The 25,117-nt window shown below is 63.6% G+C and carries 25 protein-coding genes, 2 pseudogenes and 1 riboswitch; of the genes and pseudogenes, 19 read left to right on the forward strand and 8 right to left on the reverse strand.

Features of this window, described 5'->3' with window-relative positions; genetic code table 11:
* The first annotated feature begins 12 nt into the window (after nt 1–12).
* Nucleotides 13–1,257, forward strand: coding sequence for a non-homologous end-joining DNA ligase (gene ligD, locus QFZ65_RS12170; RefSeq protein ID WP_306910738.1), 1,245 nt, complete (start codon nt 13–15; stop codon nt 1,255–1,257).
* Between the two features lie 72 nt (nt 1,258–1,329).
* On the opposite strand, the gene QFZ65_RS12175 is transcribed toward ligD, so the two are convergent.
* The gene (locus tag QFZ65_RS12175) at nt 1,330–1,914 is read right to left on the reverse strand and encodes an acetate uptake transporter (protein WP_306910740.1); all 585 of its coding nucleotides are present in this window, start codon (nt 1,912–1,914) and stop codon (nt 1,330–1,332) included.
* 301 nt (nt 1,915–2,215) lie between these two features.
* Between QFZ65_RS12175 and QFZ65_RS12180 the strand changes: the two genes are divergently transcribed.
* The 4 genes from QFZ65_RS12180 to QFZ65_RS12195 all read left to right on the forward strand — a co-directional run bounded on the left by QFZ65_RS12180 (nt 2,216) and on the right by QFZ65_RS12195 (nt 6,993).
* On the forward strand, nt 2,216–2,590 hold the full coding sequence (locus QFZ65_RS12180) for a hypothetical protein (RefSeq protein ID WP_306910742.1): 375 nt from the start codon (nt 2,216–2,218) through the stop codon (nt 2,588–2,590).
* A 77-nt stretch (nt 2,591–2,667) separates the two neighbouring features.
* Complete coding sequence (locus QFZ65_RS12185; protein WP_306910745.1) at nt 2,668–4,398, forward strand: hypothetical protein; 1,731 nt, start codon at nt 2,668–2,670, stop codon at nt 4,396–4,398.
* Nucleotides 4,380–5,801 carry a Dyp-type peroxidase gene (locus QFZ65_RS12190; RefSeq protein ID WP_306910747.1) on the forward strand — a complete coding sequence of 474 codons (1,422 nt, stop codon included), beginning with the start codon at nt 4,380–4,382 and terminating at the stop codon, nt 5,799–5,801. Before QFZ65_RS12185 ends, QFZ65_RS12190 begins: the two co-directional genes overlap by 19 nt.
* A gap of 1 nt (nt 5,802) precedes the next feature.
* Nucleotides 5,803–6,993, forward strand: coding sequence for a catalase family protein (locus tag QFZ65_RS12195; RefSeq protein ID WP_306910749.1), 1,191 nt, complete (start codon nt 5,803–5,805; stop codon nt 6,991–6,993).
* Nucleotides 6,994–7,126: 133 nt separating this feature from the next.
* Here QFZ65_RS12195 and QFZ65_RS12200 read toward each other — a convergent pair whose 3' ends face one another.
* The 3 genes from QFZ65_RS12200 to QFZ65_RS12210 form a co-directional block, all read right to left on the reverse strand.
* Complete coding sequence (locus QFZ65_RS12200) at nt 7,127–9,334, reverse strand: polysaccharide deacetylase family protein (protein WP_306910751.1); 2,208 nt, start codon at nt 9,332–9,334, stop codon at nt 7,127–7,129.
* A gap of 503 nt (nt 9,335–9,837) precedes the next feature.
* On the reverse strand, nt 9,838–9,984 hold the full coding sequence (locus QFZ65_RS12205) for a lmo0937 family membrane protein (RefSeq protein ID WP_306910753.1): 147 nt from the start codon (nt 9,982–9,984) through the stop codon (nt 9,838–9,840).
* A gap of 261 nt (nt 9,985–10,245) precedes the next feature.
* Entirely contained in the window at nt 10,246–10,671 is a 426-nt protein-coding gene (locus tag QFZ65_RS12210; protein ID WP_306910755.1) for a thioesterase family protein, read from the reverse strand.
* A 216-nt stretch (nt 10,672–10,887) separates the two neighbouring features.
* On the opposite strand from QFZ65_RS12210, the gene QFZ65_RS12215 reads away from it, so the two are divergent.
* On the forward strand, nt 10,888–11,163 hold the full coding sequence (locus tag QFZ65_RS12215) for a hypothetical protein (RefSeq protein ID WP_306910757.1): 276 nt from the start codon (nt 10,888–10,890) through the stop codon (nt 11,161–11,163).
* A gap of 147 nt (nt 11,164–11,310) precedes the next feature.
* On the opposite strand, the gene QFZ65_RS12220 is transcribed toward QFZ65_RS12215, so the two are convergent.
* A complete protein-coding gene (locus QFZ65_RS12220; protein ID WP_306910759.1) occupies nt 11,311–11,739 on the reverse strand; it encodes a heme-binding protein in 429 nt (142 codons plus the stop codon).
* Nucleotides 11,736–13,958: a malate synthase G gene (locus tag QFZ65_RS12225; RefSeq protein WP_306910761.1), complete on the reverse strand. Its 2,223-nt coding sequence runs from the start codon at nt 13,956–13,958 to the stop codon at nt 11,736–11,738. The genes QFZ65_RS12220 and QFZ65_RS12225 overlap by 4 nt, the downstream gene beginning before the upstream one ends.
* Before the next feature lie 449 nt (nt 13,959–14,407).
* Here QFZ65_RS12225 and QFZ65_RS12230 point away from each other — a divergent pair, with 449 nt between their 5' ends.
* The 4 genes from QFZ65_RS12230 to QFZ65_RS12245 are packed head-to-tail and all read left to right on the forward strand — an operon-like array spanning nt 14,408 to nt 18,290.
* Nucleotides 14,408–15,334 carry an ABC transporter substrate-binding protein gene (locus tag QFZ65_RS12230; protein WP_306910763.1) on the forward strand — a complete coding sequence of 309 codons (927 nt, stop codon included), beginning with the start codon at nt 14,408–14,410 and terminating at the stop codon, nt 15,332–15,334.
* Nucleotides 15,335–15,365: 31 nt separating this feature from the next.
* Nucleotides 15,366–16,298, forward strand: coding sequence for an amino acid ABC transporter permease (locus QFZ65_RS12235; RefSeq protein WP_306910765.1), 933 nt, complete (start codon nt 15,366–15,368; stop codon nt 16,296–16,298).
* A gap of 28 nt (nt 16,299–16,326) precedes the next feature.
* Nucleotides 16,327–17,088 carry an amino acid ABC transporter ATP-binding protein gene (locus tag QFZ65_RS12240; RefSeq protein WP_373427641.1) on the forward strand — a complete coding sequence of 254 codons (762 nt, stop codon included), beginning with the start codon at nt 16,327–16,329 and terminating at the stop codon, nt 17,086–17,088.
* Nucleotides 17,089–17,126: 38 nt separating this feature from the next.
* Entirely contained in the window at nt 17,127–18,290 is a 1,164-nt protein-coding gene (locus QFZ65_RS12245) for an FAD-binding oxidoreductase (RefSeq protein WP_306910770.1), read from the forward strand.
* A gap of 85 nt (nt 18,291–18,375) precedes the next feature.
* On the opposite strand, the gene QFZ65_RS12250 is transcribed toward QFZ65_RS12245, so the two are convergent.
* Nucleotides 18,376–19,131: an IclR family transcriptional regulator gene (locus tag QFZ65_RS12250; RefSeq protein ID WP_306910771.1), complete on the reverse strand. Its 756-nt coding sequence runs from the start codon at nt 19,129–19,131 to the stop codon at nt 18,376–18,378.
* 192 nt (nt 19,132–19,323) lie between these two features.
* On the opposite strand from QFZ65_RS12250, the gene QFZ65_RS12255 reads away from it, so the two are divergent.
* A complete protein-coding gene (locus tag QFZ65_RS12255; protein WP_306910773.1) occupies nt 19,324–20,352 on the forward strand; it encodes an NADPH:quinone reductase in 1,029 nt (342 codons plus the stop codon).
* Between the two features lie 70 nt (nt 20,353–20,422).
* Here the strand turns inward: QFZ65_RS12255 and QFZ65_RS12260 are convergent, their stop codons facing one another.
* Complete coding sequence (locus QFZ65_RS12260; RefSeq protein ID WP_306910775.1) at nt 20,423–20,986, reverse strand: dihydrofolate reductase family protein; 564 nt, start codon at nt 20,984–20,986, stop codon at nt 20,423–20,425.
* A 364-nt stretch (nt 20,987–21,350) separates the two neighbouring features.
* On the opposite strand from QFZ65_RS12260, the gene QFZ65_RS12265 reads away from it, so the two are divergent.
* The 8 genes and pseudogenes from QFZ65_RS12265 to QFZ65_RS12295 all read left to right on the forward strand — a co-directional run bounded on the left by QFZ65_RS12265 (nt 21,351) and on the right by QFZ65_RS12295 (nt 25,114).
* Entirely contained in the window at nt 21,351–21,968 is a 618-nt protein-coding gene (locus tag QFZ65_RS12265) for a hypothetical protein (RefSeq protein WP_306910777.1), read from the forward strand.
* Nucleotides 21,965–22,279 (forward strand): amidase family protein, encoded by a 315-nt coding sequence (locus QFZ65_RS12270; protein WP_306910779.1) that lies wholly within the window; start codon nt 21,965–21,967, stop codon nt 22,277–22,279. The genes QFZ65_RS12265 and QFZ65_RS12270 overlap by 4 nt, the downstream gene beginning before the upstream one ends.
* 104 nt (nt 22,280–22,383) lie before the next feature.
* Nucleotides 22,384–23,271: a Bcr/CflA family efflux MFS transporter gene (locus QFZ65_RS12275; protein ID WP_306910781.1), complete on the forward strand. Its 888-nt coding sequence runs from the start codon at nt 22,384–22,386 to the stop codon at nt 23,269–23,271.
* Entirely contained in the window at nt 23,271–23,657 is a 387-nt protein-coding gene (locus tag QFZ65_RS12280) for a hypothetical protein (protein WP_306910783.1), read from the forward strand. Before QFZ65_RS12275 ends, QFZ65_RS12280 begins: the two co-directional genes overlap by 1 nt.
* A 105-nt stretch (nt 23,658–23,762) precedes the next feature.
* Nucleotides 23,763–23,876, forward strand: a riboswitch (SAM riboswitch).
* A gap of 39 nt (nt 23,877–23,915) precedes the next feature.
* Nucleotides 23,916–24,011 (forward strand): annotated as a pseudogene (locus QFZ65_RS19110) (AmiS/UreI transporter); the annotation flags it as partial.
* A 107-nt stretch (nt 24,012–24,118) separates the two neighbouring features.
* Nucleotides 24,119–24,253: pseudogene (locus QFZ65_RS19115) on the forward strand (AmiS/UreI family transporter); the annotation flags it as partial.
* A gap of 95 nt (nt 24,254–24,348) precedes the next feature.
* Entirely contained in the window at nt 24,349–24,552 is a 204-nt protein-coding gene (locus QFZ65_RS12290) for a hypothetical protein (protein WP_306910786.1), read from the forward strand.
* Between the two features lie 58 nt (nt 24,553–24,610).
* The gene (locus QFZ65_RS12295; RefSeq protein WP_306910788.1) at nt 24,611–25,114 is read left to right on the forward strand and encodes an acyl-CoA dehydrogenase family protein; all 504 of its coding nucleotides are present in this window, start codon (nt 24,611–24,613) and stop codon (nt 25,112–25,114) included.
* Nucleotides 25,115–25,117 lie beyond the last annotated feature (3 nt).

The following is a 25,117-nucleotide window of genomic DNA, read 5'->3' on the forward strand; positions in this document are numbered from 1 at the left end:
TAGCGTGGCGGCATGAGCCCATCGAAGACTCCCCCGGAGATCCTCAACGTAGCCGGCAACGAGGTTCGCATCTCCAGTCCGGACAAGGTGGTGTTCCCCGAGCCCGGGCTCACCAAGCTGGACCTGGTGCGCTACTACCTCGCCGTCGCGGACGGTGCGCTACGGGGCGCCGGCGGACGGCCCATGGTGCTCAAGCGCTTTCCGAAGGGCATCGGCGCCGAGCCCTTCTTTCAGAAGCGCGTGCCCGAAAACCACCCCGACTTCATCTCTACGACGACGCTGCGCTACGCGTCAGGGACATCGGCCGAAGAGGCCGTGATCCACGATGCTGCCGGCTTGGCGTGGGTCGTGAACCTCGGATGCCTGGACCTCAACCCGCACCCCGTGCGCGCCGAAGACCTCGACCACCCGGATGAGCTCCGGGTCGACCTTGACCCGATGCCCGGCGTCGACTGGTCCCAGATTGTCGACGTCGCCTACGTCGCGCGGGAGGTGCTCGACGACGTCGGGCTGGTGGGGTGGCCGAAGACGAGCGGTTCCCGGGGACTACACATTTTGGTGCGCATCGCGCCGCGGTGGTCGTACCGCGACGTGCGGCTCGCCGCCGAGACCCTTGCCCGCGAGGTCGAAAACCGCGCTCCAGGCCTCGCCACCGCACGGTGGTGGAAGGAGGAGCGGGGCGAGAGCGTCTTCGTTGATTTCAACCAGAACGCCAAGGACCGCACCGTGGCGTCGGCGTATTCCATCCGGCCCCTGCCCGACGCCCGCGTGTCGACGCCGCTCACGTGGGACGAGGTCGCTTCCGCCCGGCCCGACCAGTTCACGGTGCTGACGGTGCCCGAGCGGTTCGCAGACCTCGGCGACCCCCACGCCGGGATCGACGACGCCGTCGGCTCCCTCGACGGGCTCCTTGCCCTGGCTGCCGAGCTCGGCCCCGCCGAAAAGCCGCCGCGCGGCGGCGACGGCTCGGGCCGCCGGCAGTCGGTGATGCCCCTGATCGAGGTAGCACGTACCAAGACCAAGCCGGAGGCGCTCGCGGCGCTCGACGAATGGAAGAGCCTGCATGCGGACCTCCTCCCGGCCCTGCATCCCGCCGACATACTTGTGGACGGGATGCGCGGATCGAGTTCGCTCTGGTACCGGGTGCGCGTGAACCTCCAGCATGTCCCCGAAAATGAGCGTCCGCAACAGCAGGCGCTCATCGCCGACTACGACCCCTGGGCGGGCAAGGAATGGCCGGGGCGCCCCGGATCATGAAACCGCCGGTTGCTCTGTTCCTGGGTTCGCGAGGGTTTCATCCGATTCTGTTGGGTCTGCTGCCATAACCTGTCACCGTCGCCCCACCGGAAGCACTGTCCGCTTGTAGGTGGTGTTCGCGACCGCGGCGAGGGAGCAGTACCAAGCGACAAGCGCTGTCACGATGCCGAGCCAGCCGCCCAGGGCGGTCAGCCCCGCTGCCCCGGAGAAGGCGCCGAGGAACAGCGCGATGAAGGTCAGGGTCAGGAAGACGAAAACGGTAAAGACGCCCATGCTGACGCGCCACGCGGAGACGGTCATGTAGGCAGTGAAGATCGCCCAGGCGAGAAGGTAAAGGCCGATGCCCTTGCCGGCGTCCGCAGCCGGAAGGCTGCCCGCGCTGAACTGGCTCAAGAACCAGAAGGACAGCCAGAATGCCCCGTACGAGCAGAAGGCCGTCGCGCCGAAGACGTTGCGGTTGGCGAATTCCCAGATTCCGGCGGCGAACTGCGCGAGCCCGCCGTAGAACAGCGCAAGTCCCAGGACTACCGGTTCGACCGCCTTGGGGATGAGGCCGGCATTGATCACGCTGAGGACAAACGTGGTCAACGCGAAAGCGCCCAGGCCTAAAGCAGCCGGATCAGCAAAGGGCGGGCTCACACCTGCCTGCGAAGACACAACAGCCCCTTGGGCCGGCAAAGGATTTTCAGTCCTGCGACCACTTTCCGCCGGGAAAGTCCCCGCCGGAGAGCTTGATTCGACACTCATGGTACGGCTCCTTGGTCAGCACCAGCACCATCGCTGGTTGCTTATACCAGCCTATACCTGAATGCGCAAGCCACAGCTGATGCGGGCCGTGGTTCAGGTCTTGCCCCCGACAGCTCGCACGCTGGAGACTGTGCCACGCACGTGACGGATAACGGCGCAGTAACGCGGTAACGCTTCACTTGTGTTTCTATCCTCAGCAAGGGAGACGGCAATGCCAGACTCAACCTTCAGTGCGGTAGCGCGGAAAATGCTTGGAGCCATTCGTCTTACTTTCGGCACGCTCGCCCTCACGATGCCGCACGTGCTGGTGGGCAGGTTCTCCGACCAGGGCCAGAACGCAACAGCGGCAAAGTACGCCTTCCGGATGTTCGGCATCAGAACCGTCATCATCGGTTTGGATTTGCTGCTGCTGAAAGGTGCTGAATTGGAGCGTGCGGCCAACATTGCCCCAATAATCCACGGGAGTGACACTGTAGCCGCCTTCCTGGCGGCACGTTACGGAAAGCTCCCCAAGCGGGCAGGTGTCACGCTGGTCACCATTTCGGCCTTCAATACCGTGTTGTCCCTCATCGGCCGCAAGCGCTGAGCCGCACGCATCGGCGCAGCACTCTTGGTGCCGAGACGCGGGCCTTTACAGATTTACCGGCAGGAAGAGCATCGCTTATGGCACACGCATCCAGCACAGCGCAGGAATTTCTGCGCATCCCGGACTCGGAGCTTGATGACCTCTTTCGCAGGTCCCCTGCGGGGCGCATACCCGTCGGTGACGGTGAGGGAACATTCATCATCGCGCCGGCGTCCCCGGTTGCGGCGGCCGCAGCCTCGCTGGCCCGCCGGGTCGCCTGGCAGGGCAAGATTTTCGACTCCGGGACCGGGACTCTCCGCAACAAGGTGGGGCCGCTGGGCACGCCCGCCATCGCGGCGAAGGTCTACTACGGACCGAGCCGGTTCGATGCCAACGAAGCGATCATCCTCGACTACAGCGGTACTTCCCGTGTGGCCCGGTGGATCCGCGACGAGATCCGGGAGGTAGCGCCGGGGGTGTTCCTGGGGATGGTCTACTGGAGCAACCACCGGATCCTCAAGTTCGCTTTGGATTTCACGCACGCGAAGGGTGACGGGCCAACGCCTTACCAGAGTGCGGTGACGGTCCGGGCGCCGTTGCGTCCGGGTACCTCGGCCGAAGCCCTGCAGGAGTTGGCTCGCCTGCAGTCCGCCGCACCCCCGATAACCGGCATTTTCGACGCCCTGCAGAACGTGCATTTCGCCCGGGTTTTAGTCATTCCGGACGGCGAGGATCTAAGCGGTCGGCCTATCCCGGCGAGCCTGGTTTATGCCGCAGACGTCGATGGACCGGCCCGTCGACACCTGCACGACCTTGGCACCGCCGGCGCAGAGTTCACAGATTCGGTCTTCCGCCACTGCGAGGGGTTTCCGCAAGCTCCCGCTGCGGGTGCCCGGCTGGCCTGGCTGCGCCGCCACCAGGTGCGCACGGGCGCCTACTACGTCAATACTGTCGGGAGGGGCGTGCAGCAGGTCCGGGGCGAAGCCCATCTCCATGAGGCTTTGGAGGACATCCTTGACCAGCGCCGGAACGAGCTGGGAGTCCTGCCCCCGGCGCAAATTCACCGGATCCTTCGGGACGAGATCCGGAGCCGGACCGACCTCGCTTTTGCCCTCAGCAGGGCCCGGTCTTTGCCGCTGCTCCGCCGGTACAGCGAGAAGGCCCGGCTCGCGGCCGTTCTCCTGCTGCTGATAGCGTTCAGCCCCGTCCTCGTTATCGCGGTTGTGGGCGGGCTGCTGGCCATCAGGTGGCGGGAGATACGCGACTGGGTGGCCACCGAGCGGCCGGATCCTGCGGCCGTCCGGATCCTCCGGGCCCAGGAGGACAGTCCCACAGCCAACCCGTTCGCTGCCTTCGGCGTGATCAAGGCCGGCCGCCTGCGGCAGGCCAGCACGATCGTTGCTGTGTGGTCGCTCGACGCAGCTGCCCGCCACGTGTTCAACAGGGGGTCGCTGGCGGGCGTGACGAGCATCCACTTCGCCCGTTGGGTTTTCCTGGACGAGCACCGGCGGATGGCGTTCCTCAGTATCTACGACGGCAGCCTGGAGAGTTACATGGATGACTTCATCGACAAGGTCGCCTGGGGCCTGAATGCGGTTTTCAGCAACGGCCAGGGCTACCCGCGCACCCGTTTCCTGCTGCTTGACGGGGCACGGAACGAGCAGGCTTTCAAGAACTACCTGCGCCGGCATCAGCTGACGGTCCCGCTGAGATACTCCGCGTACCCGCAACTTACCGCGGTCAATATCGAAAACAATGCCCGGATCAGGCAGGGACTGACCCGCGAGCTCGACGACAAGGAGGCACAGCTGTGGCTGGCCCGCCTCTGAACCCCTCACCCTCACCGGACCTGTCCGACCTCCAAGGCTTGCTGCGGTCGGGCTATACTTCACTGCCCCATGCCAGGTTTTGCCTCTACACTGCGGCCGGCCGCAGCTCCGGGCGTGCCTTTCTCGCCGCCCTGCACCCGATAGTCACCTCCGCAGCGGAGCGCGAGGTCAAGGTGGTGACCCAGGTGGCAATGACGGCGTCCTGCCTGAAGCAGCTGTCGGTATCGGACGACGTCATCGCGCAGTTCCCGCTGGAGTTCCTCGAAGGCATGGCCACGGCCGAGCGAAGCGTCTTTCTGGGGGACGTCGGCGACCAGGACCCCGCCAATTGGGCCTGGGGCGGACCCGGCAACCCCAGGGTCGACCTGCTGGTGATGACATATGCGCCTTCCGCAGACCGGCTGGAGGCCGCCTGCACCCAGGTCGATGCCCTCGCGGAAACCCACCAGCTGTCGATGGCCGGGGTGCTGACCACAAGCCCCTGGTCGACCGAGGAACCGTTCGGGTTCCGTGACGGAATTTCGCAGCCCAGGCTGGACGAATTCGCCTCCACGGCGCGCCGGGCGCAGGAGGGCCTCTTCTCCGCGCCCCGGCCGGTGGCCATCGGCGAGTTCGTGCTCGGGTATCCGAATGAATATGGCCATCTGACGGAGCGCCCGATGGTGCTGCGGGCCTCGGATCCGGACCGGCTTCTGCCGGACGACCCCTCGGGGTCCGGCGAAGCTGACCTTGGCCGTAACGGAACCTACCTCGTGCTCCGGACCCTCCGCCAGAGCGTCGACGAATTCTGGGCATACGCCAGGCAGGCGTCGGGCGGGGACCCGGTGGCGGCGACCGCCCTGGCCGCAAAGATGGTGGGACGGTGGCCAAGCGGGGCACCGCTGGCCCTGGCTTCCGACCAGGACAGACCGGAACTGGCACAGAGTAATGACTTTGGTTACCACGCCCATGACCGGCTTGGCCTATCCTGTCCCATTGGCGCCCACATACGGCGGGCAAACCCGCGTGACGCCTTGGATCCGCGCCCGGGCTCTGCGGAGTCCCTGGCAGTCACCGACCGGCACCGCCTGCTCCGGCGTGGCCGCAACTACGGGCCCGTGAAAGACGGCGGCGCACCGGGGAATGAACGCGGGCTGCAGTTCATCGCCCTGGTAGCCAACCTGTCCCGACAGTTCGAGTTTGTGCAGCACACGTGGCTCGACAGCACCAAATTTGACGGGCTGTACGAGGACGTTGATCCGGTCACCGGAACCCGGGGCCCGGGAGCGTCGACTTTCACGGTTCCCGGGACGCCGTTCCGCAACCGCTACCTCGACGTCCCCTCGTTCGTCACCACCAGGGGCGGGGCGTACTTCTTCCTCCCCGGCATCCGCGCCCTGAACTATCTCGCGAACGGTCCATGACATGAACACTGGCCGGGCACTCAATGACATGCTGACCAGGGTGCTGTGGCTGGGGCGCCGCATTGATCCCCTGCTCCGGCCGGCCATCGACAAGCTCGTACGGCCGCCGCTGCAGGGCGCGGCGCAGTGGGTCGTCCGGCACCGCCTGCCGGATCCCGGCCCGGGCCTGGCACGGGAACGGCGGATAGCCGGCGAAGAGCAGATCGTGGGCGAGATCATCGCCACCATGGAAAAGTTTCTCCGCCGGGAGTACGGCCCGGGCCAGGCGCAGCGGGCCGGCAACACGAAGACCTACGGGGTGGTGCGCGGCGAGTTCGAGGTCCCGGACAGCATCCCGGAAGACCTGCGCCACGGCCTCTTCGCCCGGCCCGGGACCTATCGGGCCTGGGTCCGGCTGGCCGGGCCGGGCCCCCTGGCCCCAGCCGACCTCCACGACAACGCCATTATGAGCATCGGCGTCAAGGTGACGGGAGTTCCAGGCACAAAGCTCATTGAGGACGAAAAGAATACGCAGGACTTCCTGGGCATCAGTGCCCCCACCTTCACCACGCCGGATGTTCGCGAGAACCTGCAGCTGCAGCAGGAGGTGTGGAACCGGACGCCCCTGCTCTACTTCATCAGGCCCGGAAGATCACATTGGGCCGATCTGATCATGCAGGGCCTCTACGCCAAGACAGCCGCAAGCCCGTTGCAGGCCACCTACTACAGCTGCGTCCCCTACCTGCTTGGCGCCGGCCAGGCGGTGCAGTTCCGCTTCGTCGTCAGGCCCTTTCCGTTCCGGCGTGTGCCGTTGCGGCCGGGCCCGGACTACCTCCGCGAGGCCCTCGCAACCACGCTCGCCGAACGCGACGTCATCTTTGACATGCTGGTGCAGGTCCAGACTGACCCGCGCCGGATGCCCATCGAGCATGCCGGCGTCGTTTGGCCCGAGCGGCTCTCCCCGCCCGTCCCAGTGGCGGTACTGCGCCTGCCACGGCAGCATTTCGATTCCCCCGCCCAGCGTGCCTTCGCGGACAACCTCTCCTTCAACCCCTGGCACGCCCTTCTAGAGCATCGGCCGCTCGGGAACCAGAACCGCGCCCGTCTGGCCATTTACACCATTTTGTCGCGGGTACGCCAGCAGATGAACGCTGCACCTCCCATCGAACCCACCGGCTCGGAGGAGTTTCCGGCTAAAGCATCGGCACGATGACCCTGCAGTTCCCCGTCATCAGCGTTTTCCGACATTAGGCCGGGCACCAGTCGAGACATAGAGAGACACCCCAGTTCAAAGACCGGGGTGTCTCTCTTTGTCTCGACCCGCGAGCTTCGAATCCTTGCCAGGTTCAGCTGATCCGGCTGCCGGTGAGTGGGGACCAGGAGATCTGTCCTCCCTCGTAGTTCTGCGCGACGCTGCCACCGCCGGTGGGGAACTCGTTGGTTGTGGGGTAGCCGAGCCTGCCGTTTTCGTACCCTTGGGCCGCCCAAGCCTGCCGAATTGCGCCGACGCTGACGTGTGCTCCCGTGGCCGGGGACCAAATGATCGCGCCGCCCTGGTAATTTTGGTAGCAACCGCCGTTGCGCAGCCCGCAGACTTCATTGGTAGTCGGATAGCCGAGCCCGCCGCTTTCGAAGCCAGTGGCGGCCCACGCGGCGCGGATTCCGCCGACACTCACGTGCGCTCCCGTGGCCGGGGACCAAATGATCGCGCCGCCCTGGTAATTCTGGTAGCAACCGCCGTTGCGCAGCCCGCAGACTTCATTGGTAGTCGGATAGCCGAGCCCGCCGCTTTCGAAACCAGTGGCGGCCCACGCGGCGCGGATTCCGCCGACACTCACATGCGCTCCCGTGGCCGGGGACCAAATGATCGCGCCGCCCTGGTAATTCTGGTAGCAACCGCCGCTGCGCAGCCCGCAGACTTCATTGGTAGTCGGATAGCCGAGCCCGCCGCTTTCGAAACCAGTGGCGGCCCACGCGGCGCGGATTCCGCCGACACTCACGTGCGCTCCCGTGGCCGGGGACCAAATGATCGCGCCGCCCGGGTAATTCTGGTAGCAACCGCCGCTGATTAAGCCGCAAACGACGGCCGAGGTGGGCGATCCTAGGCTTGCCTTTGCGGCCTCCTCCCCGATACCAGTCGTGGCAGCGGCCGGTACGGTTCCGCCGGGAGCGGGAGCGGGGCCCGGAGCGGGCGCCGGGTCCGGTGCGGTGCCCGGTACGGTCCCCGGGGCGGTCTCCGCAGTGAGCGCCAGCATCTGCACGTTGTCCACGTAGGCCGTGATGCCGGTGCCGGTCGCCCAGATCTGCAGGCTCGCCGAGGCCACGCTGGTCGAGGTCGGCGTGTAGTCGAAGTTCATCGCCTCCACCCACCGCGTGTTCTCCCGCTTGCGGAACTGCCCGGAGATCCACTTCCCGGCGGCGTCGAACTCGTCGACGTAGAAACCCACCTCACCGCTCGTGATCGCAGCCACGTTCAGGAAGGCCTTGAACACGTACTTGGTCGACCGCGACACCGGAACCATCGGCGAGAACAGGTGGCCCGTCGTGGTGCCCGAGACCAGCTTCACCGACTTGGCGGCGTCCGGATAGCTCCCGTTGTTTCCGGCGTCCGCGGTGACCGTCGCCGGGGAATCGGTCCGCCAGCCGCCGGCAATGCCGCTGTTGAACGTCGGATTCGCGAACTTGTTGGGGCTGCCGTTCACCAGGCCCTTGCTGATGTTGACGTTCTTGATCTGGCCGGCCGTCACCTTGGTCTTCACGTAGGCGGCAAGCTGGTCCAGCTCAGCGGTGCCGTACTGGTAGTCGTCCGGGTTCTTGCTCGGCGTCGGCCGGATGTCGTGGAACGTGAACACCACCCAGGTCTTGTTGGCGATTGCCTCGTCGACCTTGGCTTTGAGGGTGGCGACCGGGGTGGTGACCTCCTGCACGGGGACGTTGCGGAGCAGATAGTCCCCGAGCGGCCAGGGGTTGTTGCCCGTATCGGCGAAGCCGCGCATCGAGCTGTAGTACTTGGCCACCTGGGCAACCGCCGACATGTCGTAATCGCCGTACGGCGGGGCAAACGCAGTGGTTTGAATGCCGTGGGCGGCGAAGGTCGACTTACTGTTCGCGAGCTCGGCGGTGACCTGCGCGGCCGTCAGCTTGGTGGCCTGGCAGTCGCCGCCAGCGCTCACCAGGCACTGATGGCTGACGGTGTGCGACCCGATCTCCCACCCGTAGGTGTTTTGCAGCTGCAGGATCTGGTCCCACGTCATATAGGGCACATCCGTGTCCGCCCGGCAGGTGTTGGGCACAGTGGTCTTGCCGACGCAGTTGGTGATGACGTAGTTCGTGCCGGTGAGCCCATACTTTTTCAGCGTCGGGGCGGCCTGCGTCAACGCGCTGAGGGCCCCGTCGTCGAAAGTGAAGGACACCAGCGGACTCGGAGCCGGGTTGTCCACGGCCGCGGACGCTGCCGTCGGGGACAGCAGTGCGACGGCCATGGCTGCCACCGCCAACCCGATCGTCCCGAATGTGGCGCGCCCCCGCGCCACACCGGATCTGGTTTTGGTCATAATCGATTCCGTTCTTCTCGGGTGGCTTGTGGCTCGCCTTCGCACGGGGGGCGTTTGTACCCGGCCGCTGTGACGCAAGGAGTGGGAAGAGAGTGGGGAGTAGGACTCAGCCTTCTGTAGCCGGGAGGTGACCGGTCAGGCAGGAAGTCTCGACGGCGCCCTTTACTCTCGATTCCGCCGGTTCGACTTTTATCGAGGGGGTTCATGAGGAGTCTCCTCAGAGTCGGCCATCCCGGAGCCGCTGAGCCGGCCCGTTAAAGGTCCAAGGTACGGATGGTTTTCGGCGCAATCACGAGTAGTAGCTACTTGGAAGTTTTCTTGGGGTACTTGGCAACGCGTTTCGCACGGCCGGGAGACAGGTGGTTGTCGATGGTGCCACGGCTGGCGACGGGCGATGTAACGTACCGGTTGGAACGGTGGTAACGGGCCGAAAGAAGAGGGGAAGACCGCAATAGTCTTCCCCTCTTATCTGTCCCTGAAGGCTTGCGTCGCCAGGGCTGCGGTCAAGCGCGGGATCGGCCGCGAACGAAGTGGACGACCAGGACGATCACGGCCACAACCAGCAGGATGTGGATGAGTCCGCCGCCGATGTTGGCCAACAGGCCGAGCAGCCAGAGAACGGCGATAATTATGGCTATCCAAAGCAACATGACATCTCCTTCGTTCATCTGCGGATGGAGATACTGCCCCCGCCCGCTGTCTCTATGGTGCGCTCAGCCTACGACCTCGTGGGCCGAAAAGGTCGAACCTGGTCGGACTTTCATCATCGGACTTGCAGCCGTCGGCTGCCCAGGTGACGTTGCCGGGTCGGATGGTCGTAGTGCTGGCCGGCCGGGTCAGGGCCGAGGAGCATGAACACAAGAAGGACGATGGCGCCGGTCCGCTACACGCCACCATTGCACCCTATGCGCTCATGGGGCTTCGTCTTCGAAGAACAGCGCCATGGCGTCGGCCGGCCAGTCCGTCGCACGACTCGTTTCCTTGTCGACGTGGGCAACGGTCATGACGCATCGCGACACGTTATTTCCGCGGGAATCGGCCATGGCGCACTCGATAAGCGCATCGGGTCCGCGGAACTCGCGCACGAAAGACGTGATGGTGATCTCCTGGTCGCCCCGGGCAGGCCGCAGAAAGTCGATCTCCATCCGCCGGACCCAGACCATGAACGGCAATGTGCCCAGCGTCTCCAGATCCCACCCGATATAGTCCCGCAGGCCCTCCATCCGGTGATCTGCGTAATAGGTGGCGTATCTCCCCGTGCTCACGTGGTTGTACGGGTCGAGCTCGGAGAACTTAACCCGGTGCGTGCTCCTAAAAACGATCGGTACCTTCGCCATTGAGCGTCCCCTCGCTTGCCATAATATTGCTCGCCCAAACCGCAAGCGAGCCGCTCCGCCTGCCACGTCATTTCGGTTGTGACGCACCAGCCGGACGGCGACCGGGTCCGGCCCGTGATGTTGAACTCTTGCTCAGCTCAACAGGAATACCCAAACCCAGCACAGCCTTGTTCCACTAGGACCCCGACCATCGGATGGCCCGTGAAAGGACCTCTCTTGCCCACTACCTTCATTCCGTTCACCATGTGCGCCACCGTCCGTGGCAACCACATGCGCTCCTTCCACACCGACCTGGAACGCCTCACCTCAAGCCACCGCGGGTGGGCGCCGCTGGACGTGGTCAAGTCCACCAACACAAAGGCTCTCCTCCGGGGAGCGATTCCACAAAGCGTTCACACCACCACGGACGCCAGTCTCTCCCGCTACCTCCAACATCGCCTTGTCACCGATAAAGACATCCACCTCGATCTCGTCGTCAGCATCGAGCGGTAACAGAAGCCTTCGCGGCCCGGACCCGAAACGCAACTTTCAGTACGGCTCAACAGAGGTTTCACTGGCGGGCATGGGGTTGACGTTGACGCCCACGTCGTCGAGTCGATCCTGACATGGCGCCGCAGCCCGGCTTGCGCTGACCCCTCCTCAGGCCACTTGTGGCTGCAGACCGGCCGCCTCAATCGCCATGGATGCAGCCGCCTCGTCGTTGTCAGAGCTGTCACCGCTGATTCCGATGGCACCAATAATGGCGCCGTCAGCATCCCGAGCGAGCACGCCCCCGGGAACCGGAACCAGGCGGCCGCCCAGTGTGGCAGTTACCGCGGCAATAAAGTAGCCCTGCTGCTCGGCCCGCTCCATGATCGCCCGTGATCCCATCCCCAAGGCCAGTGCCCCGTAGGCCTTGCCCTGGGCAATTTCGAAACGGCTGTTCGAGGCACCGTCCTGGCGTGCGGCAGCGATGACGTGGCCGCCGGGGTCAAGCACGACGACGGTGAGCGGCTTGAAGCCCTGTCGCCCACCCACCGCCAGTGCCTCCGAGATAATTGACTGCGCGGCCGCCAGCTCGATCTTCATGAAGCGCTCCCTGCAAAATTCTCAATCTGCTTCTGCTTGGCGCGGCCCCGGTGAAGAACGGGCTCTGTGTACCCCGAGGGTTGCACGGCGCCGTCGAGCACCAGCTCCCGGGCGGCCAGAAACGCCTCGGTGTCGAACGCCGGGGACATCGGGAGGTAGCCCGGGTCCAGGGCGTTCTGCTCATCGACCACGGCAGCCATCCGCCGCAGCGACGCTTCCACCTCTTCCCTGGTCACGATGCCGTGCAGGAGCCAGTTGGAAACGTGCTGCGAGCTGATGCGGCAGGTGGCGCGGTCCTCCATCAGCGCTGTGCCCTGAATATCGGGGACCTTGGAGCATCCGACGCCGTCATTGACCCAGCGGACCACGTACCCCAGGGTGCTCTGGATGTTGTTATCAAGTTCGTTCTGCCGTGCCTCTGGGGTCCAGCCGGAAGGGTCGCCCACCGGGATCGTGAGCAGTTGCCGCAGCGTCGAGCGCCGCTTTCCAGCGAGCCGGACCTGCTGGGCATCCACGTCGACCTGATGGTAATGGATGGCATGCAGTGTCGCGGCGGTCGGTGATGGCACCCAGGCGCAGTCAGCGCCGGCGAGCGGATGCGCGCCCTTCTCGGCCAGCATGTTAGCCATGTTGTCCGGGGCCGCCCACATCCCCTTTCCAATCTGAGCCCGGCCGCTGAATCCGCACTCGAGCCCGACGTCGACGTTCGCGTCCTCGTAGGCTTGGATCCAGCTGGAATTTCGCATGTCGGCTTTGCGCACCATCGGGCCTGCGAGCATCGAGGTGTGGATCTCGTCGCCCGTACGGTCGAGAAAACCGGTGTTGATGAACGCTACACGGTCCCGGGCCTCCCAGATACAGGCCTTCAAGTTGGAAGAGGTGCGACGCTCCTCATCCATAACGCCGATCTTCAGCGTGCGCGGTTGGAGGCCCAGGACGGTTTCGGCGCCGGCAAGCAGAGCGCAGGCCACAGCAACCTCAGCGGGCCCGTGCATCTTCGGCTTCACGATGTACACCGACCCTGTCCGCGAGTTTCGCCCTGCGTGGGGGCCGCGCAGGTCATGCACGGACCCGAGGCCAGTGAAGAGAGCGTCCAGGATCTCCTCTGGAACGGGGGCACCGGCGGCATCGAGTACTGCGTCGCTGGTCATCAGGTGACCCACCTGGCGGATGAGCAGCAGCGAGCGCCCTGGCAGGACCAGTTCTGAGCCGTCGGGGGCTGTATACGCGCGGTCGGGATTGAGCCTGCGTATGTAGCTGCCTGAGCCTTTGGCGACCTCGGCGGTAAGGCTGCCCTGCATCAGCTGCAACCAGTTCCGGTAGCCCGCGACCTTGTCTGCGGCGTCAACGGCCGCGACAGAATCCTCCAAATCCATGATCGTTGTCAATGCGGACTCCAGCACGATGTCCTTAACACCGGCCAGATCGTTCGAACCAATAGGGTCGCTGCGGTCGAGCTGGATTTCGACATGCAGGCCGTGGTGAACGAACAGCACCGCTTCTGGTTCTTCCACAGATCCCCGATAGCCCGCGAACTGCCCCGGCTCTGCCAGCCACGCCGGACCGTCCGGCATCTCGGCAACGAGCACACCTTCTGCGATGCGGTACCCGGTGACATCGGCATGGGACCCGGCAGTCAGCCCGATATAGTCGTCGAGGAATTGGCGCCCGCGGGCTACGACGGCTTCACCTCGGACGGGGTTGTAGCCGCCCGAGCGCGTCCGTCCGTCCGCCTCGTCGATGACGTCGGTGCCGTACAGCGCATCGTAGAGCGAGCCCCAGCGCGCGTTGGCCGCGTTGGCGGCAAACCGCGCATTCAACAGCGGGACCACCAGTTGGGGCCCGGAAATAGTGGCGATCTCAAGGTCGACGCCGGCGGCGGTGATGGTGAACTCCCCCGGCTCGTCGACCAAGTAGCCGATCGAGCGAAGGAAATCCTCGTAGGCGCCGGCATCTGTCTGCTCCCCAGCCCGGGAACGGTGAAACTCATCGATCTGCTCCTGCAAACGTTCACGGGTGGCCAAAAGCTCTTTGACCTGCGGCGAAAACTGCTGGATCAGATCCGCTGCGCCGGCCCAGAACGCTTCCTCCTGAATCCCAGTGCCGGGCAGCGCCTCGGCACCGACGAACATGTACAGGTCTTCGGCGACGCTGAGGCCGTTCGTCTTTACATAGTCGGCCATCTGGGCAACCCTCCTGAATTCCACGATATGGAACATTAATGTCACCTGACGGTAGTCCCGCGCTACTTGCGTGTCAATGGGAACGCCCGCCTGGGAGTATGCGGATCTGCTCTTTGCCAGAGGGACCGGAATCGACAGTAGGGGCAAAGGTGACGCACACTCACCCGCTTCCCAACAAAGCCGTGCGCTGGGGCTGGGACCGAGTAGCGGGGAGCGCCGAGTAGCGGGGGTGACGAAACGGCATCGCTTGCAGAGTGTCAAAACGTAATTCCACGATCGGGGCGGTCCTTCAGAGCGCTGCCGCCCAAACAACGCTTAAACTACCGGCCGTCAAAATACTCGTGACATATAAGGGACTCCACCATACGGAATTTCCGTCTCCTATTGCGAAACACTAGGACGAACCCTACTGTGGTAGCAACCTCGACGCCGAGGCAGTTATCAACACTAAGTCGCCTCAGGATTTTCGCAAATAAGGAGCAGAAATGCGTCAACAACGTAGCGTTCGCAGGGTCACTTTCATCGCATTGTCGCTAAGCCTCATTTCGATGACATCGTGTGGCCTGAACTCGTCACCGAGTGACGCGAAACCGGCTGCGGCAGCTGACGCAACCAGTTCAGCGCCAGCCCGGGACGAAGCTCTCGCCGCCATGGTTCCGGAAGAGACGAAAAAAGCGGGAGTGATCCGCATGGCCATCAATCCCGCCTATCCGCCGTTCGTATCGACCGGTTCAGACGGCAAGACACTTGAAGGGTTTGAACCGGACCTCGCAAATGCCGTGGCATCCATGCTGGGTGTGAAGATCGAATTTGTTCCGACGTCGTTCGACGCGATAATTCCTGCCCTCCAGGCCAAATCGGTTGACATCGCCATGTCTTCCATCGGTGATACCAAAGCCAGGGAGAAGATCGTCGATTTCGCAACCTACTACCACAACGGCACCCTGATCTTGGTAAAGAAAGGGAATCCCAAGAACATCAAGGCGAACCTTGCCTGCGGTGCAAGCATCGGCGTCATTCGAGGCTCGCTCCAACAGACGACATTCCTCCCTAGCCAGACTGAAGATTGCACCAAGGCGGGCCTCCAGCCGCCGGTGGTCCAGGCTTACCAGGACGGACCGCAGGCGCAGCTGGCACTCCAGAGCTCACGCATCGAGGGCGTAATGCTCGACGCGCCGCCGTTGTTGGACATCGCGCAGAAGAACCCGGAGGCCTTTGAAACTGTCGGCCCCCTCCTCAAGAACCCCAACCCGGGCGGCGTTGCGTTCACCAAGGGGAGCGCGCTGGTCCAGCCCATAAATGCAGCCCTGAACAAGCTTATGGAAGACGGCACCTACGACAAGGCGCTGAAGAAATGGAACCTTGAGCCGGTCAAAATCGAAAAGTCGGAAATTAACGGCGCCCTTTCCTGAACTCGGGAGATCGCAGATAGAAGGGTAGGCCGTGATCGCTTCAGACGAACTAACTCATCAAAACGAGCGGACCGCACCGCTTAAAGTAGTCAAGCTGCGCCGCCCTGGGCGGTGGGTGCTGTATTTCATCATCGCCGTGCTCCTGGCCATGCTGGTCGATACCTTACTCACAAACCCCAACTTCGGATGGGCCACTGTCGGCGAGTATTTCACGTCGCCGCGCATCCTGGACGGCCTGTCGAAGACGCTCCAGCTGACGCTCATCGCTATGTTGATTGGGGTGGTACTCGGCGTAATCCTCGCCATAATGCGGTTGTCCACCAACCCGGCGCTGTCAGCGGTGAGCTGGTGTTACATCTGGTTCTTCCGCGGGACACCGGTCTTCGTGCAACTCCTCTTCTGGGGATACATTTCGGCGCTCTTTCCGACGTTATCTTTCGGTATCCCTTTTGGACCCAGCTTTTTCACGTCCGAGACGAACACTCTGATCACGCCGCTGGTGGCTGCCATTCTTGGTCTTTCTCTAAACGAGGCGGCGTACATGGCTGAGATTGTCCGTGCCGGAATATCATCGGTGGGCAGGGGTCAAGTTGAAGCGGCCCAAGCTTTGGGAATGTCCAGAGCCCGCATTCTGCGGAGGATCATTCTTCCCCAGGCGATGCGCGTAATCATTCCCCCGACGGCAAATAACACCATCTCAATGCTTAAGACAACGTCCCTGGTCAGTGTTCTCTCATTCCCTGAGCTTCTCTATGCCTCCCAGCTCATTTATTCCGTCAACTTCAAGACCATTCCGCTCCTTCTTACTGCCTCCATCTGGTACCTCATTGTGACGTCCGTCCTCACAGTCGGTCAGTACTACCTGGAACGCCGGTTCAGTAGGAGTGATCGGACGGCCAGCCATGGTCGGTTGCGCAGTCTCATTAATCTGCAGCGACGGCGAGGAGCCAGCAATGGAAGCTAGCGTAAGAACGACGCCGAAAGGGCTGGGGATGGAGCCGATGGTACGCGCCGAGAGCGTCTGCAAGTCCTTCGGGCACGTAGAGGTTCTGAAGGGAATCAGCCTGGAAGTGAAGCGGGGAGAAGTCGTCACCCTGCTGGGACCTTCCGGCTCAGGAAAATCGACATTTCTCCGGCTTATTAATCACCTGGAGACCATCAGCGCCGGCCAACTCTATGTAGAGGGTGAGCTCATCGGTTACACAGAGCGCCACGGCAAGCTGTATGAGCTCCCGGAGGCGGAAGTGACGCGAATGCGGGCCGAGGTGGGCATGGTTTTTCAGCAGTTCAACCTGTTCCCGCATATGACGGTCCTACAGAACATCATGGAGGCGCCTGTCGGCGTCAAGCGCCAGAACAAGAAAGCCGCCGGCGATCGCGCGCGCACCCTCTTGGACCGGGTCGGGCTTGCCGACAAAGCGTCTGCCTACCCAGGACAGCTGTCCGGTGGGCAGCAACAGCGAGTCGCGATTGCACGCGCTCTGGCCATGGACCCGAAGTTGATGTTGTTTGACGAACCGACGTCTGCTCTTGACCCTGAGCTGGTTGGTGAGGTCCTCGATGTCATGAAAGACCTCGCAGCGACAGGGATGACCATGATCGTGGTCACTCACGAGATGGGATTCGCTCGCGAGGTTGCCGACTCCGTCGTCTTCATGGATGGGGGCGTTGTGGTTGAGGCAGGTCCCCCAGAGGAAGTGCTGCTTAGGCCCCAACACCAGCGGACCAAGAGCTTTCTCAGCAAAGTTCTCTGACCGCCCCTGGAAACGTCACCAAGTTAGGAACTGAAGGCATGAATATAGTTGTCGTCGGCGCGGGAGTAATCGGCGTCAGTATCGCAGTAGAACTGGCCCGTCGCGGCGCCAGCGTTACCGTCGTGGAAAAGGATTGGCCTGGCGCTGGAACGTCCTCGACCTCGTACGCCTGGGTGAATTCCCATAACAAGGAGCCTTCAAGCTATTTCGAACTCAACCTTGCCGGGCTTAAAGCGCACTGCCGACTCGCCGCGTCAGTCCCCGGCTGTAACTGGTTTGAGAGTCGTGGGCACGTGGAGTTTGCCACTGATGAGGCCCATCGGAAAGACCTCCTGCGCCGGATCGGCCGCCTCCGCGAACGGGGATACGAGGTGGAACGGATCGACGTCGAGCGCGCCCGCACCTTGATACCGGACTTACTCATACCGGAAGAATGCGACACAGTCGCATTTTTTCCCGGTGAGGCCCACTGTTACCCCAACTTATACTTGGCATACATGCTGGAGCAGGCGTCGAATCTGGGAGTCACGCTTCGTACGGGTCTTGCGGTCGAGCGGTTGGAGGCACGGAACGGTGGGGCGCTCGTCGGTTTGAGTGACGGGTCAACTATCGCAGCGGACCGGATAGTCAGCGCTGTGGGCAGATGGACCAGCGAACTTACTGCCCTCGCCGGAGTTTCGTTGCCCATGTCCGAGTTTGAAACACCCGGCGATATCACCGTCGGCTACCTGGCCGTAACTAACCCTCTCCCCATCTCCTTGCCTCGGGTGTTGACCAGTCCCTGGTTGAACGTGAGGCCCGACGGCGGCGGCCGGCTGTTGCTGCAAGCACTCGATCTCGACGCCAGTGCGGATCCAGCGGAACAGCCTACGGCAGACTCTGTAGTCGCGAAGGAACTGCTTGCCCGTCTCCAAACAGTCCTGAAGCATACTGAAGGGGCGGAAATAGAACGTATCAACGTGGGGCGGCGGGCAATCCCTGCTGACGGCCTGAGCGTACTTGGAGCCGTTCCCACGGCTCCGTGGCTGTACGTAGCGGCAACGCACAGCGGCGTCACGCTGGCGCCGTTCGTCGGTGCGGGAGTCGCACGGGAAATCTTCGGGGAAGAGGAGCTGCTCTTCCAGGGTTTTCGACCGGAGCGGTTACTTGGCAACACGCAATTCGACCGTCCCTCCGCACCCCGGAAACCCGGGGAGCAATAGCGGAAGGACCGTCGCGGAATCGAGTGGGAGCGGATGTGGGCATCACGAACTGAGTGCCGGCGGCGTTCCCACATCGCGATGGCATCTAGTCGTGGTTGAACTCTTTCGAGATCGCTTGAGCGGCCTGACGAAGTAGTGGTATGGCTCGGTCCGCGAAAGCCTTATCCACGCGGGAGACAGGACCTGAGACTGAGATTGCCGTGGGAGTAGGCGCATCGGGTACAGCGATCGCGAAGCACCGCACGCCAATCTCCTGCTCCTCCTCATCGATGGAGTAGCCGCGCTTTCGTATCCGATTCAAGTCAGCGATCAGCGACTCCGGGTCACCAATGCTTTTGTCAGTGGGCGTCGGCATACCGGCTCGAGAAACAATGCGGCGAACCACCTCGTCGTCCAACTGGGCGAGAATTGCCTTGCCCACGCCAGTGTCATGCGTGTGGGCCCGGCGGCCAACCTCGGTGAACATACGCATGGAGTGAAGCGACGGAACCTGGGCCACGTAGATCACCATGTCCGAATCGAGCATTGCCATGTTCGCGGTCTCGCCTAGCCGGTCCACGAGGGACTTCAGCTGCGGTCGGGCAAGGGCCCCCAGTTGTTTGCTCGCGCCTTCTCCCAGTCTTATTAACCGGGGACCCAGTGCGTACCGGCGGCTCGGAAGCTGTCGAATGTACCCCACTTTGACGAGAGTACGCAGCAGACGATGAATTGTAGGGACGGGAAGGTTGGCGGACCCAGCAAGTTCACTGAGGGTCACTTCACCACCTGCGTCGGTGATCAGTTCAAGAAGCTCGAACGCACGTTCCACAGCCTGAACGCCCCCTGGGGCTTTTTCAGCCATCACCGTTGCTCTCCTTATTGCGACAAAGTTTATTCGTATCGTGGAAACTTCCCCCTTAGAGGCAAAGATACAGCACCGTGCCTACCGGCGAGGGCTTGGGCGGGAAGTGACTGAGAGGAAGTTGGCCGCCGTCCTTCGATATGTTGGTTCGGTAAGGCCAGCCACGAGCAAACCGACTCATCGGGAGAAGACGTGAAAGCGATTGTGTACGAAGAGACAGGTCCGTCCTCGGTGTTGAAGCTTCAGGACAAGCCGGTGGCTGATCCCGGCCCTGGCGAGGTCCGGGTCCGCGTGGTGGTCTCCGGGGTGAACCCCACCGACTGGAAGTCCCGGGCAGGCGGAGGAGCAAGCACCTTACTGGAAGCACCGAAGGTTCCCAACCAGGACGGCGCCGGTGTGATCGACGACGTCGGCTCCGGAGTGACGGGATTCAACATCGGAGACCGCGTCTGGCTCTGGGACGTTGCCTGGGGCAGTAATGAGGGCACGGCACAGGAGTACGCGGTTGTACCGGCGGCCAAGGCAGTGGCTCTTCCGGACGCTGAATCCCTCGACACAGGCGCGTCCATCGGCATTCCCGCTCTGACAGCGCACCGGGCCCTGACCTCGAACGAGGACGGCCCCGCCCGGCTCTCCCCCGGCGCCCTGGCGGGACGAACGGTACTGGTCACCGGCGGCGCAGGCGCAGTGGGACACGCTGCCATTCAGCTGGCGGCCTGGGCTGGAGCAAATGTCATCACGACCGTCAGCGGCGACCGGAAAGCTGAACTCGCACGCCTCGCCGGAGCCCATACCGTCATCAACTACCGCACCGACGACGTCGTCGCTGCCGTCCGCGAGGCAGCCCCCGGCGGAGTGGACACCATCGTTGACGTGAACGCTCCAGCCAACGTCGACTCGGACGTGCAGGTGCTCAAGCCAAGCGGAACCATAGCCATCTACGCGGCGAATCCCGGGGAATCAGTGACGGTTCCCGTCCGTGAAAGCATGACAAAGAACGTCCGATACCAGTTCATCCTCACCTACACCGTGACGGACGAGCAGAAACAGCACGCCGTGGCCGCCGTCTCCGAGGCGCTGGAGGACAGTGCGTTGCGCGTCGACGAGGAACACGGCCTGCCGCTGACGCGCTTCCCGCTCGAAGATACCGCCGCAGCACATGACGCCGTGGAGCAGGGCACCGTCGGGAAGGTACTCATCGATGTCACGCCGTCGCCCTGATCCTTGGGATTTGACCCAGGGAACCGAGGCCAAAAGCGGGGTCCACCCCTACTGCCCGGAGGGATCGCGGTCAGCGCCTCGTCTCGAACCTGGTCATGACCACGCCGCCGGGAAACGACCGTGTCTCCACCAGGTCCGGGTTCACCCGGCTGTCCAGATCGGGGAAGAACGGCGTGCCGCCGCCCACCAGGACCGGATGGGTGGCCAGCATGTATTCGTCGATCAGCCCGGCCCGCATGGCCGCCCCGGCGAGTGTTGCGCCGCCGATGCTCATCGAGCCGCCGTCCTCGGCCTTGAGCCGGGTGATCTCGGCGACCGCGTCGCCGGTGACCAGGCGGGAGTTCCAGTCAACCTTGTCAATCGTCGAGGAGAACACCACCTTCGGCGTGTCCCGCCAGTTCCGAGCGAACTCGATCTCCGCCTCGGTGGCGTTGGGCTGCTGGTCGCCTGTCGGCCAGTAAGAACTCATTGCCTCCCACAGCTTGCGGCCGTACAGCGACAGGCTGTTAGCCCGCTCCTGGTCGAGCCACCACTGGAACAGTTCGTCGCTCGGCCCGCTCCAGCCAATGTCATCGCCGGCCGCGGCAATGTAGCCGTCCAGGGTCACGTTCATGGCGTAAGTCAGTTTCCGCATGGCACCACCCTTCCGTCAATCGGTCCCAGCCTAGAGACCCGGCACGGCGCGCTACCATCAGTGCGCTTTCTCCACCCGCAGCCCTCCTCCACCAAAACCGGGAACCACGATTTTTTCGAATGCCAGACAGTCGACGTTTTGAGCTGCTTCCGTCCCTGTAGTCCAAACCCGCCCGGCGCCTTGTTCTTCGGTCGGATTCGCCATTCTCCGGGCTTTCCACGAATCCATCCGGAGAACATTCGACCGGGACGCGTTACCTGTGCTTGATGCCGGCCGACGACCATCTGGCGCGTGGGCCCCTATCGGCCGGAGTATTGGGAGTATCACTAGGCATGGCCTCGGTACGGGACCCAGGGGAACCGATATGGCAGATGAAAAACCAACCAACTGGTGGGCCACGTTGCCCGGCGTTCTGACAGCCGTGGCGGCCGTGATCACTGCAGTGACCGGGCTTCTGCTCGGCCTGGGACAGCTCGGTCTATTCGACGCCGCCAAGCCCGCCACCGCATCCAGCCCACCTACCGGCACAGGACCTTCGCGACCCAGCAGCCCGATGCAGCAGGACAGTCCGGCGGCGTCAGCATCCGGTGAACCGCTGCCGGATAACGGTACAGGGTGGGCCGTATCGCTTCCCGATGAGCGGAAGTACCGGTCTGCCGACGTCGAATATGAGATTCTCGATGCGAAGGCCCGTCCCGACGTCACATGGAAGATCTCATTGGCTTTCTCAGTCAGGTGCACCAACCGCGGCATGTACGACATAAACTTCTGGGACTCCACCTTCAGGCTGAACGCCGGCGGCGTCAGTGTATCCCCCGATTCCGGTCTCAACGACCTCGTCCCGGCTGATTCAAGCAAGTCCGGTGAGGTCAGTTTCACCGTTCCGGCGGACACGCGGGACCCGGTCCTGCGCATCAAATTTCCGACGGGAGAGAGTCGCGTTCAGGTCGCCCTGTCACCGCCCTCAGGACGGGCTGGGTGACGGCAGGGCAGATCCACCGGAGCTCTCGACTCATCCGGACGATGGCCGGCTTGTGGGCTGACCTCGACCGATCCTTCGGTGCTGCCGACATCCTGCTCTGCCCCACCTCACCCGTCACCGCCCCGCGCATCGGCCAGCGAGAAGGCTTCGCCGCGGGACGGAAAACCGTATGGGAAATCGCGCTGGCCTTAACTGGGCCCTTCAGCGTGCTCGGCTGCCCGGCACTGTCCAAACCGGCGGGAGTAAACGAGCACGGGATGCCCGTGGGAGTACAGCTCGTCGGACGTCACGGCACCGAGGAACCCTGTTAGCCCCTGGACCCATCCAGAGTGTTCAGGTCGGACCCGGTGAATGGCGTAAGCCACATTTCGGACCTACCTCCTGCGCTCCTTCACTCGGAAGTTAAGCTTTCGTCATGACGGATCCGTCCCACTCCCACGGCACCAGCAGGCAGGCACCCCGCAGCTTCAAGTACGTCCTCATGCTTGGCGCCTTGGCCGCGCTTCCAGCCCTGACCACGGACATGTACCTGCCCTCCTTGCCCGCCGTGGAGGCCGTTTTCCAAACCACCCAGACCGCCGTCCAGTTGACGTTGTCCGGAACCCTCGTCGGTGCTGGCATCGGTCAGCTTGTCATCGGACCCTTTTCTGATCGGTTCGGACGACGGCTGCCGCTGGTCGTTGGCATTTCGCTGCACGTGGTCATTTCATTGCTGTGCTCCATTACGCCGGACATCGCAACGCTGACGGGGCTGCGTGTGCTGCAGGGTTTCTTTAACGCAGCGGCCGCCGTGGTGGCCCTCGCCGTCATCCGTGATCGCTTCGTCGGTTCCGCTGCCGCCCAGTTGCTATCCCGGCTGATGCTGGTCATCGGCGTTGCACCGCTCCTGGCCCCCACCGTAGGCCAGGCCATCTCTGGCCTCTGGAACTGGCGCGCCGTCTTCTATGCGCTGGCGCTTATCGGGATGGTCCTGGTGGCAATCGTCTGGAAATTCATGCCGGAGACGCTGCCGGAGGATCGGCGCCGTCCGGGCCACCCCAGGCATGTTGCCGGAGCCTACTGGTCCCTGCTGCGGGACAAGCACTTTATGGCGCTGGCCGTCATCCCCGGGCTTGGGCTGGCCCTGATCATGAGTTACGTCGTGGTTCCCCCTTCGTCTTCCAGAACGAATACGGCCTTACCGCCCGGCAATTCGCCCTCGTTTTCGCCCTCAGCGGCGCCGCGCTTGTCCTGTCGGCGCAGCTCAGTGCCGCCCTGGTTCGAAAATCCCCGCCGGCCCGCCTCCTGCGCACAGCCCTCTTAGTGCAGCTGGGCCTCGCCCTGGTACTGCTCGTCGTGGTAGTTACGGGTGCCGGCGGCCCGTTCGGCCTGCTGGCCGGACTGTGGCTGGTCCTTGCAGCCCAAGGCATGATTCCGGCCAACGCCTCCATATTGGCCCTGCAGAAGTACGGCCACATGGCGGGTACGGCGGCCGCAGTTATTGGCGCCCTCCAGTCCGGCGTCGCCGGACTCATCAGCCCCCTGGTGGGGGTTCTGGGCGGAAATGCACTGTCGATGGTTGCCGTTATGATCGGCAACTGCGCCCTAGCGGTGACTGTGCTTGCGGCGGGAACTGCCGCGTACCGGAAGGGTGGCTGGCCGGAACACGCGGAACGCGATGATGACCAGCGGGTCAATGCCGACGATTAGGGGACTCTTCCCCCGCGGCAAACGCTGAGCGCCTTCGCTGCCTCCCTTCATACGGAGTCAACTTTCTTGTGGCGCCCGACCCGCGCCCATAGTGTCCTAGTTACAGATCATGAGTTCCAGCACTGAGCCCTGGCTTGTTGGACGGCAACCCTCTTCGTGGTGGGGTGCCCCAGGTGAAGATCCGGCCGCTTCGCAAGAGCGTTGCGGCAAGCATCGAGCCCCGCTTCAGCGTGACGTCCTCGTGGACGGAAAAATCCCATGTCTTATATCTGCCTGATCCTCTCCGGCGCTGCCCTCCTGATCAACGCCCTCGGCCTTCTGGGCCGCATTCCGGCCCGTGACAGCGGCGTTTTCAACATCGTCATCGGCACCCTTCAGCTGGTGCTGGCCGTGCTCCTGGCTGCTGCCGCCGGGGTGACCGTGAACTGCTGCTGGGAGCTGCCGGCGTCGTCCTTTTCGGCATCACGTACCTCTACGTCGGGCTCAACGCCGTGCTTAACCTCGAGTCGGCCGGGGTCGGCTGGTTCTGCGCCCTGGTAGCTCTCCTCGCCGTCTTCTACTCTGCCGCCAACATTGCAAAAGACCCCTTCTTGTCGGTGCTGTGGCTGAGCTGGGCGGTCCTGTTGTCCCTGTTCTTCTTTGTTCTAGCCGGGGAAAGTCCTCCCTCTCGGCATTCACCGGCCGGGCGGCCGTGCTCACAGGACAAATCACGACGACGGCGCCGGCGCTGCTGGGGCTCAGCGGCGCGTGGCCGGCGGGATGGTTCCTGGCGGGCATCACCGCCGTCGTCATCGCCGGCCTGTTCACTGCGGCCCTGGCCATCAGCAAGTCCGGAGGTCCACGGAATCCTGCCAGCCCCGTACCAGCCGCAGCGGCCCAACCCATCTCCGCTTAAACGCTCTCCAACGATCAGCGCATTTGATTCCCACCCAGCGTTCACGAAAGGCAATCCCATGACATCACTAGCCGCCGCCACCGACCAGGTCGACTACGAGACCCTCGCCAACCGGTTCCGTCCCATCTTCGCAAGGATTGCCGAAGGCGCCAGCGCGCGCGAACAGGACCACCGGCTGCCCTTTGCCGAAATCAAGGAACTCACGCAGGCAGGCTTCGGTGCCCTCCGTGTTCCCGTGTCCGACGGCGGGTCCGGCGCCTCCCTGCCCCAGCTCTTCCGCCTGCTCACCGAACTCGCCGCAGCCGATTCCAACATTCCGCAGGCCCTGCGCGGCCACTTCGCGTTCGTCGAGGACCGCCTGGTCTCCACCGGCGCTCAGCGCGCCGTGTGGCTGGAACGATTCGTAAAGGGCGAGATCGCCGGCAACTCCTGGACCAAGGTGGGCACCGTCAAAATCGGCGACGTCATCACCAAGGTCAGCCCGGACCCGGAAAGCACCACCGGCGGTTTCCGGATCAACGGCACCAAGTACTACCGGCAGCATCTTCGCAGACTGGATTGACAC

Source organism: Arthrobacter sp. B3I9, from assembly GCF_030816935.1.
GTDB lineage: Bacteria > Actinomycetota > Actinomycetes > Actinomycetales > Micrococcaceae > Arthrobacter.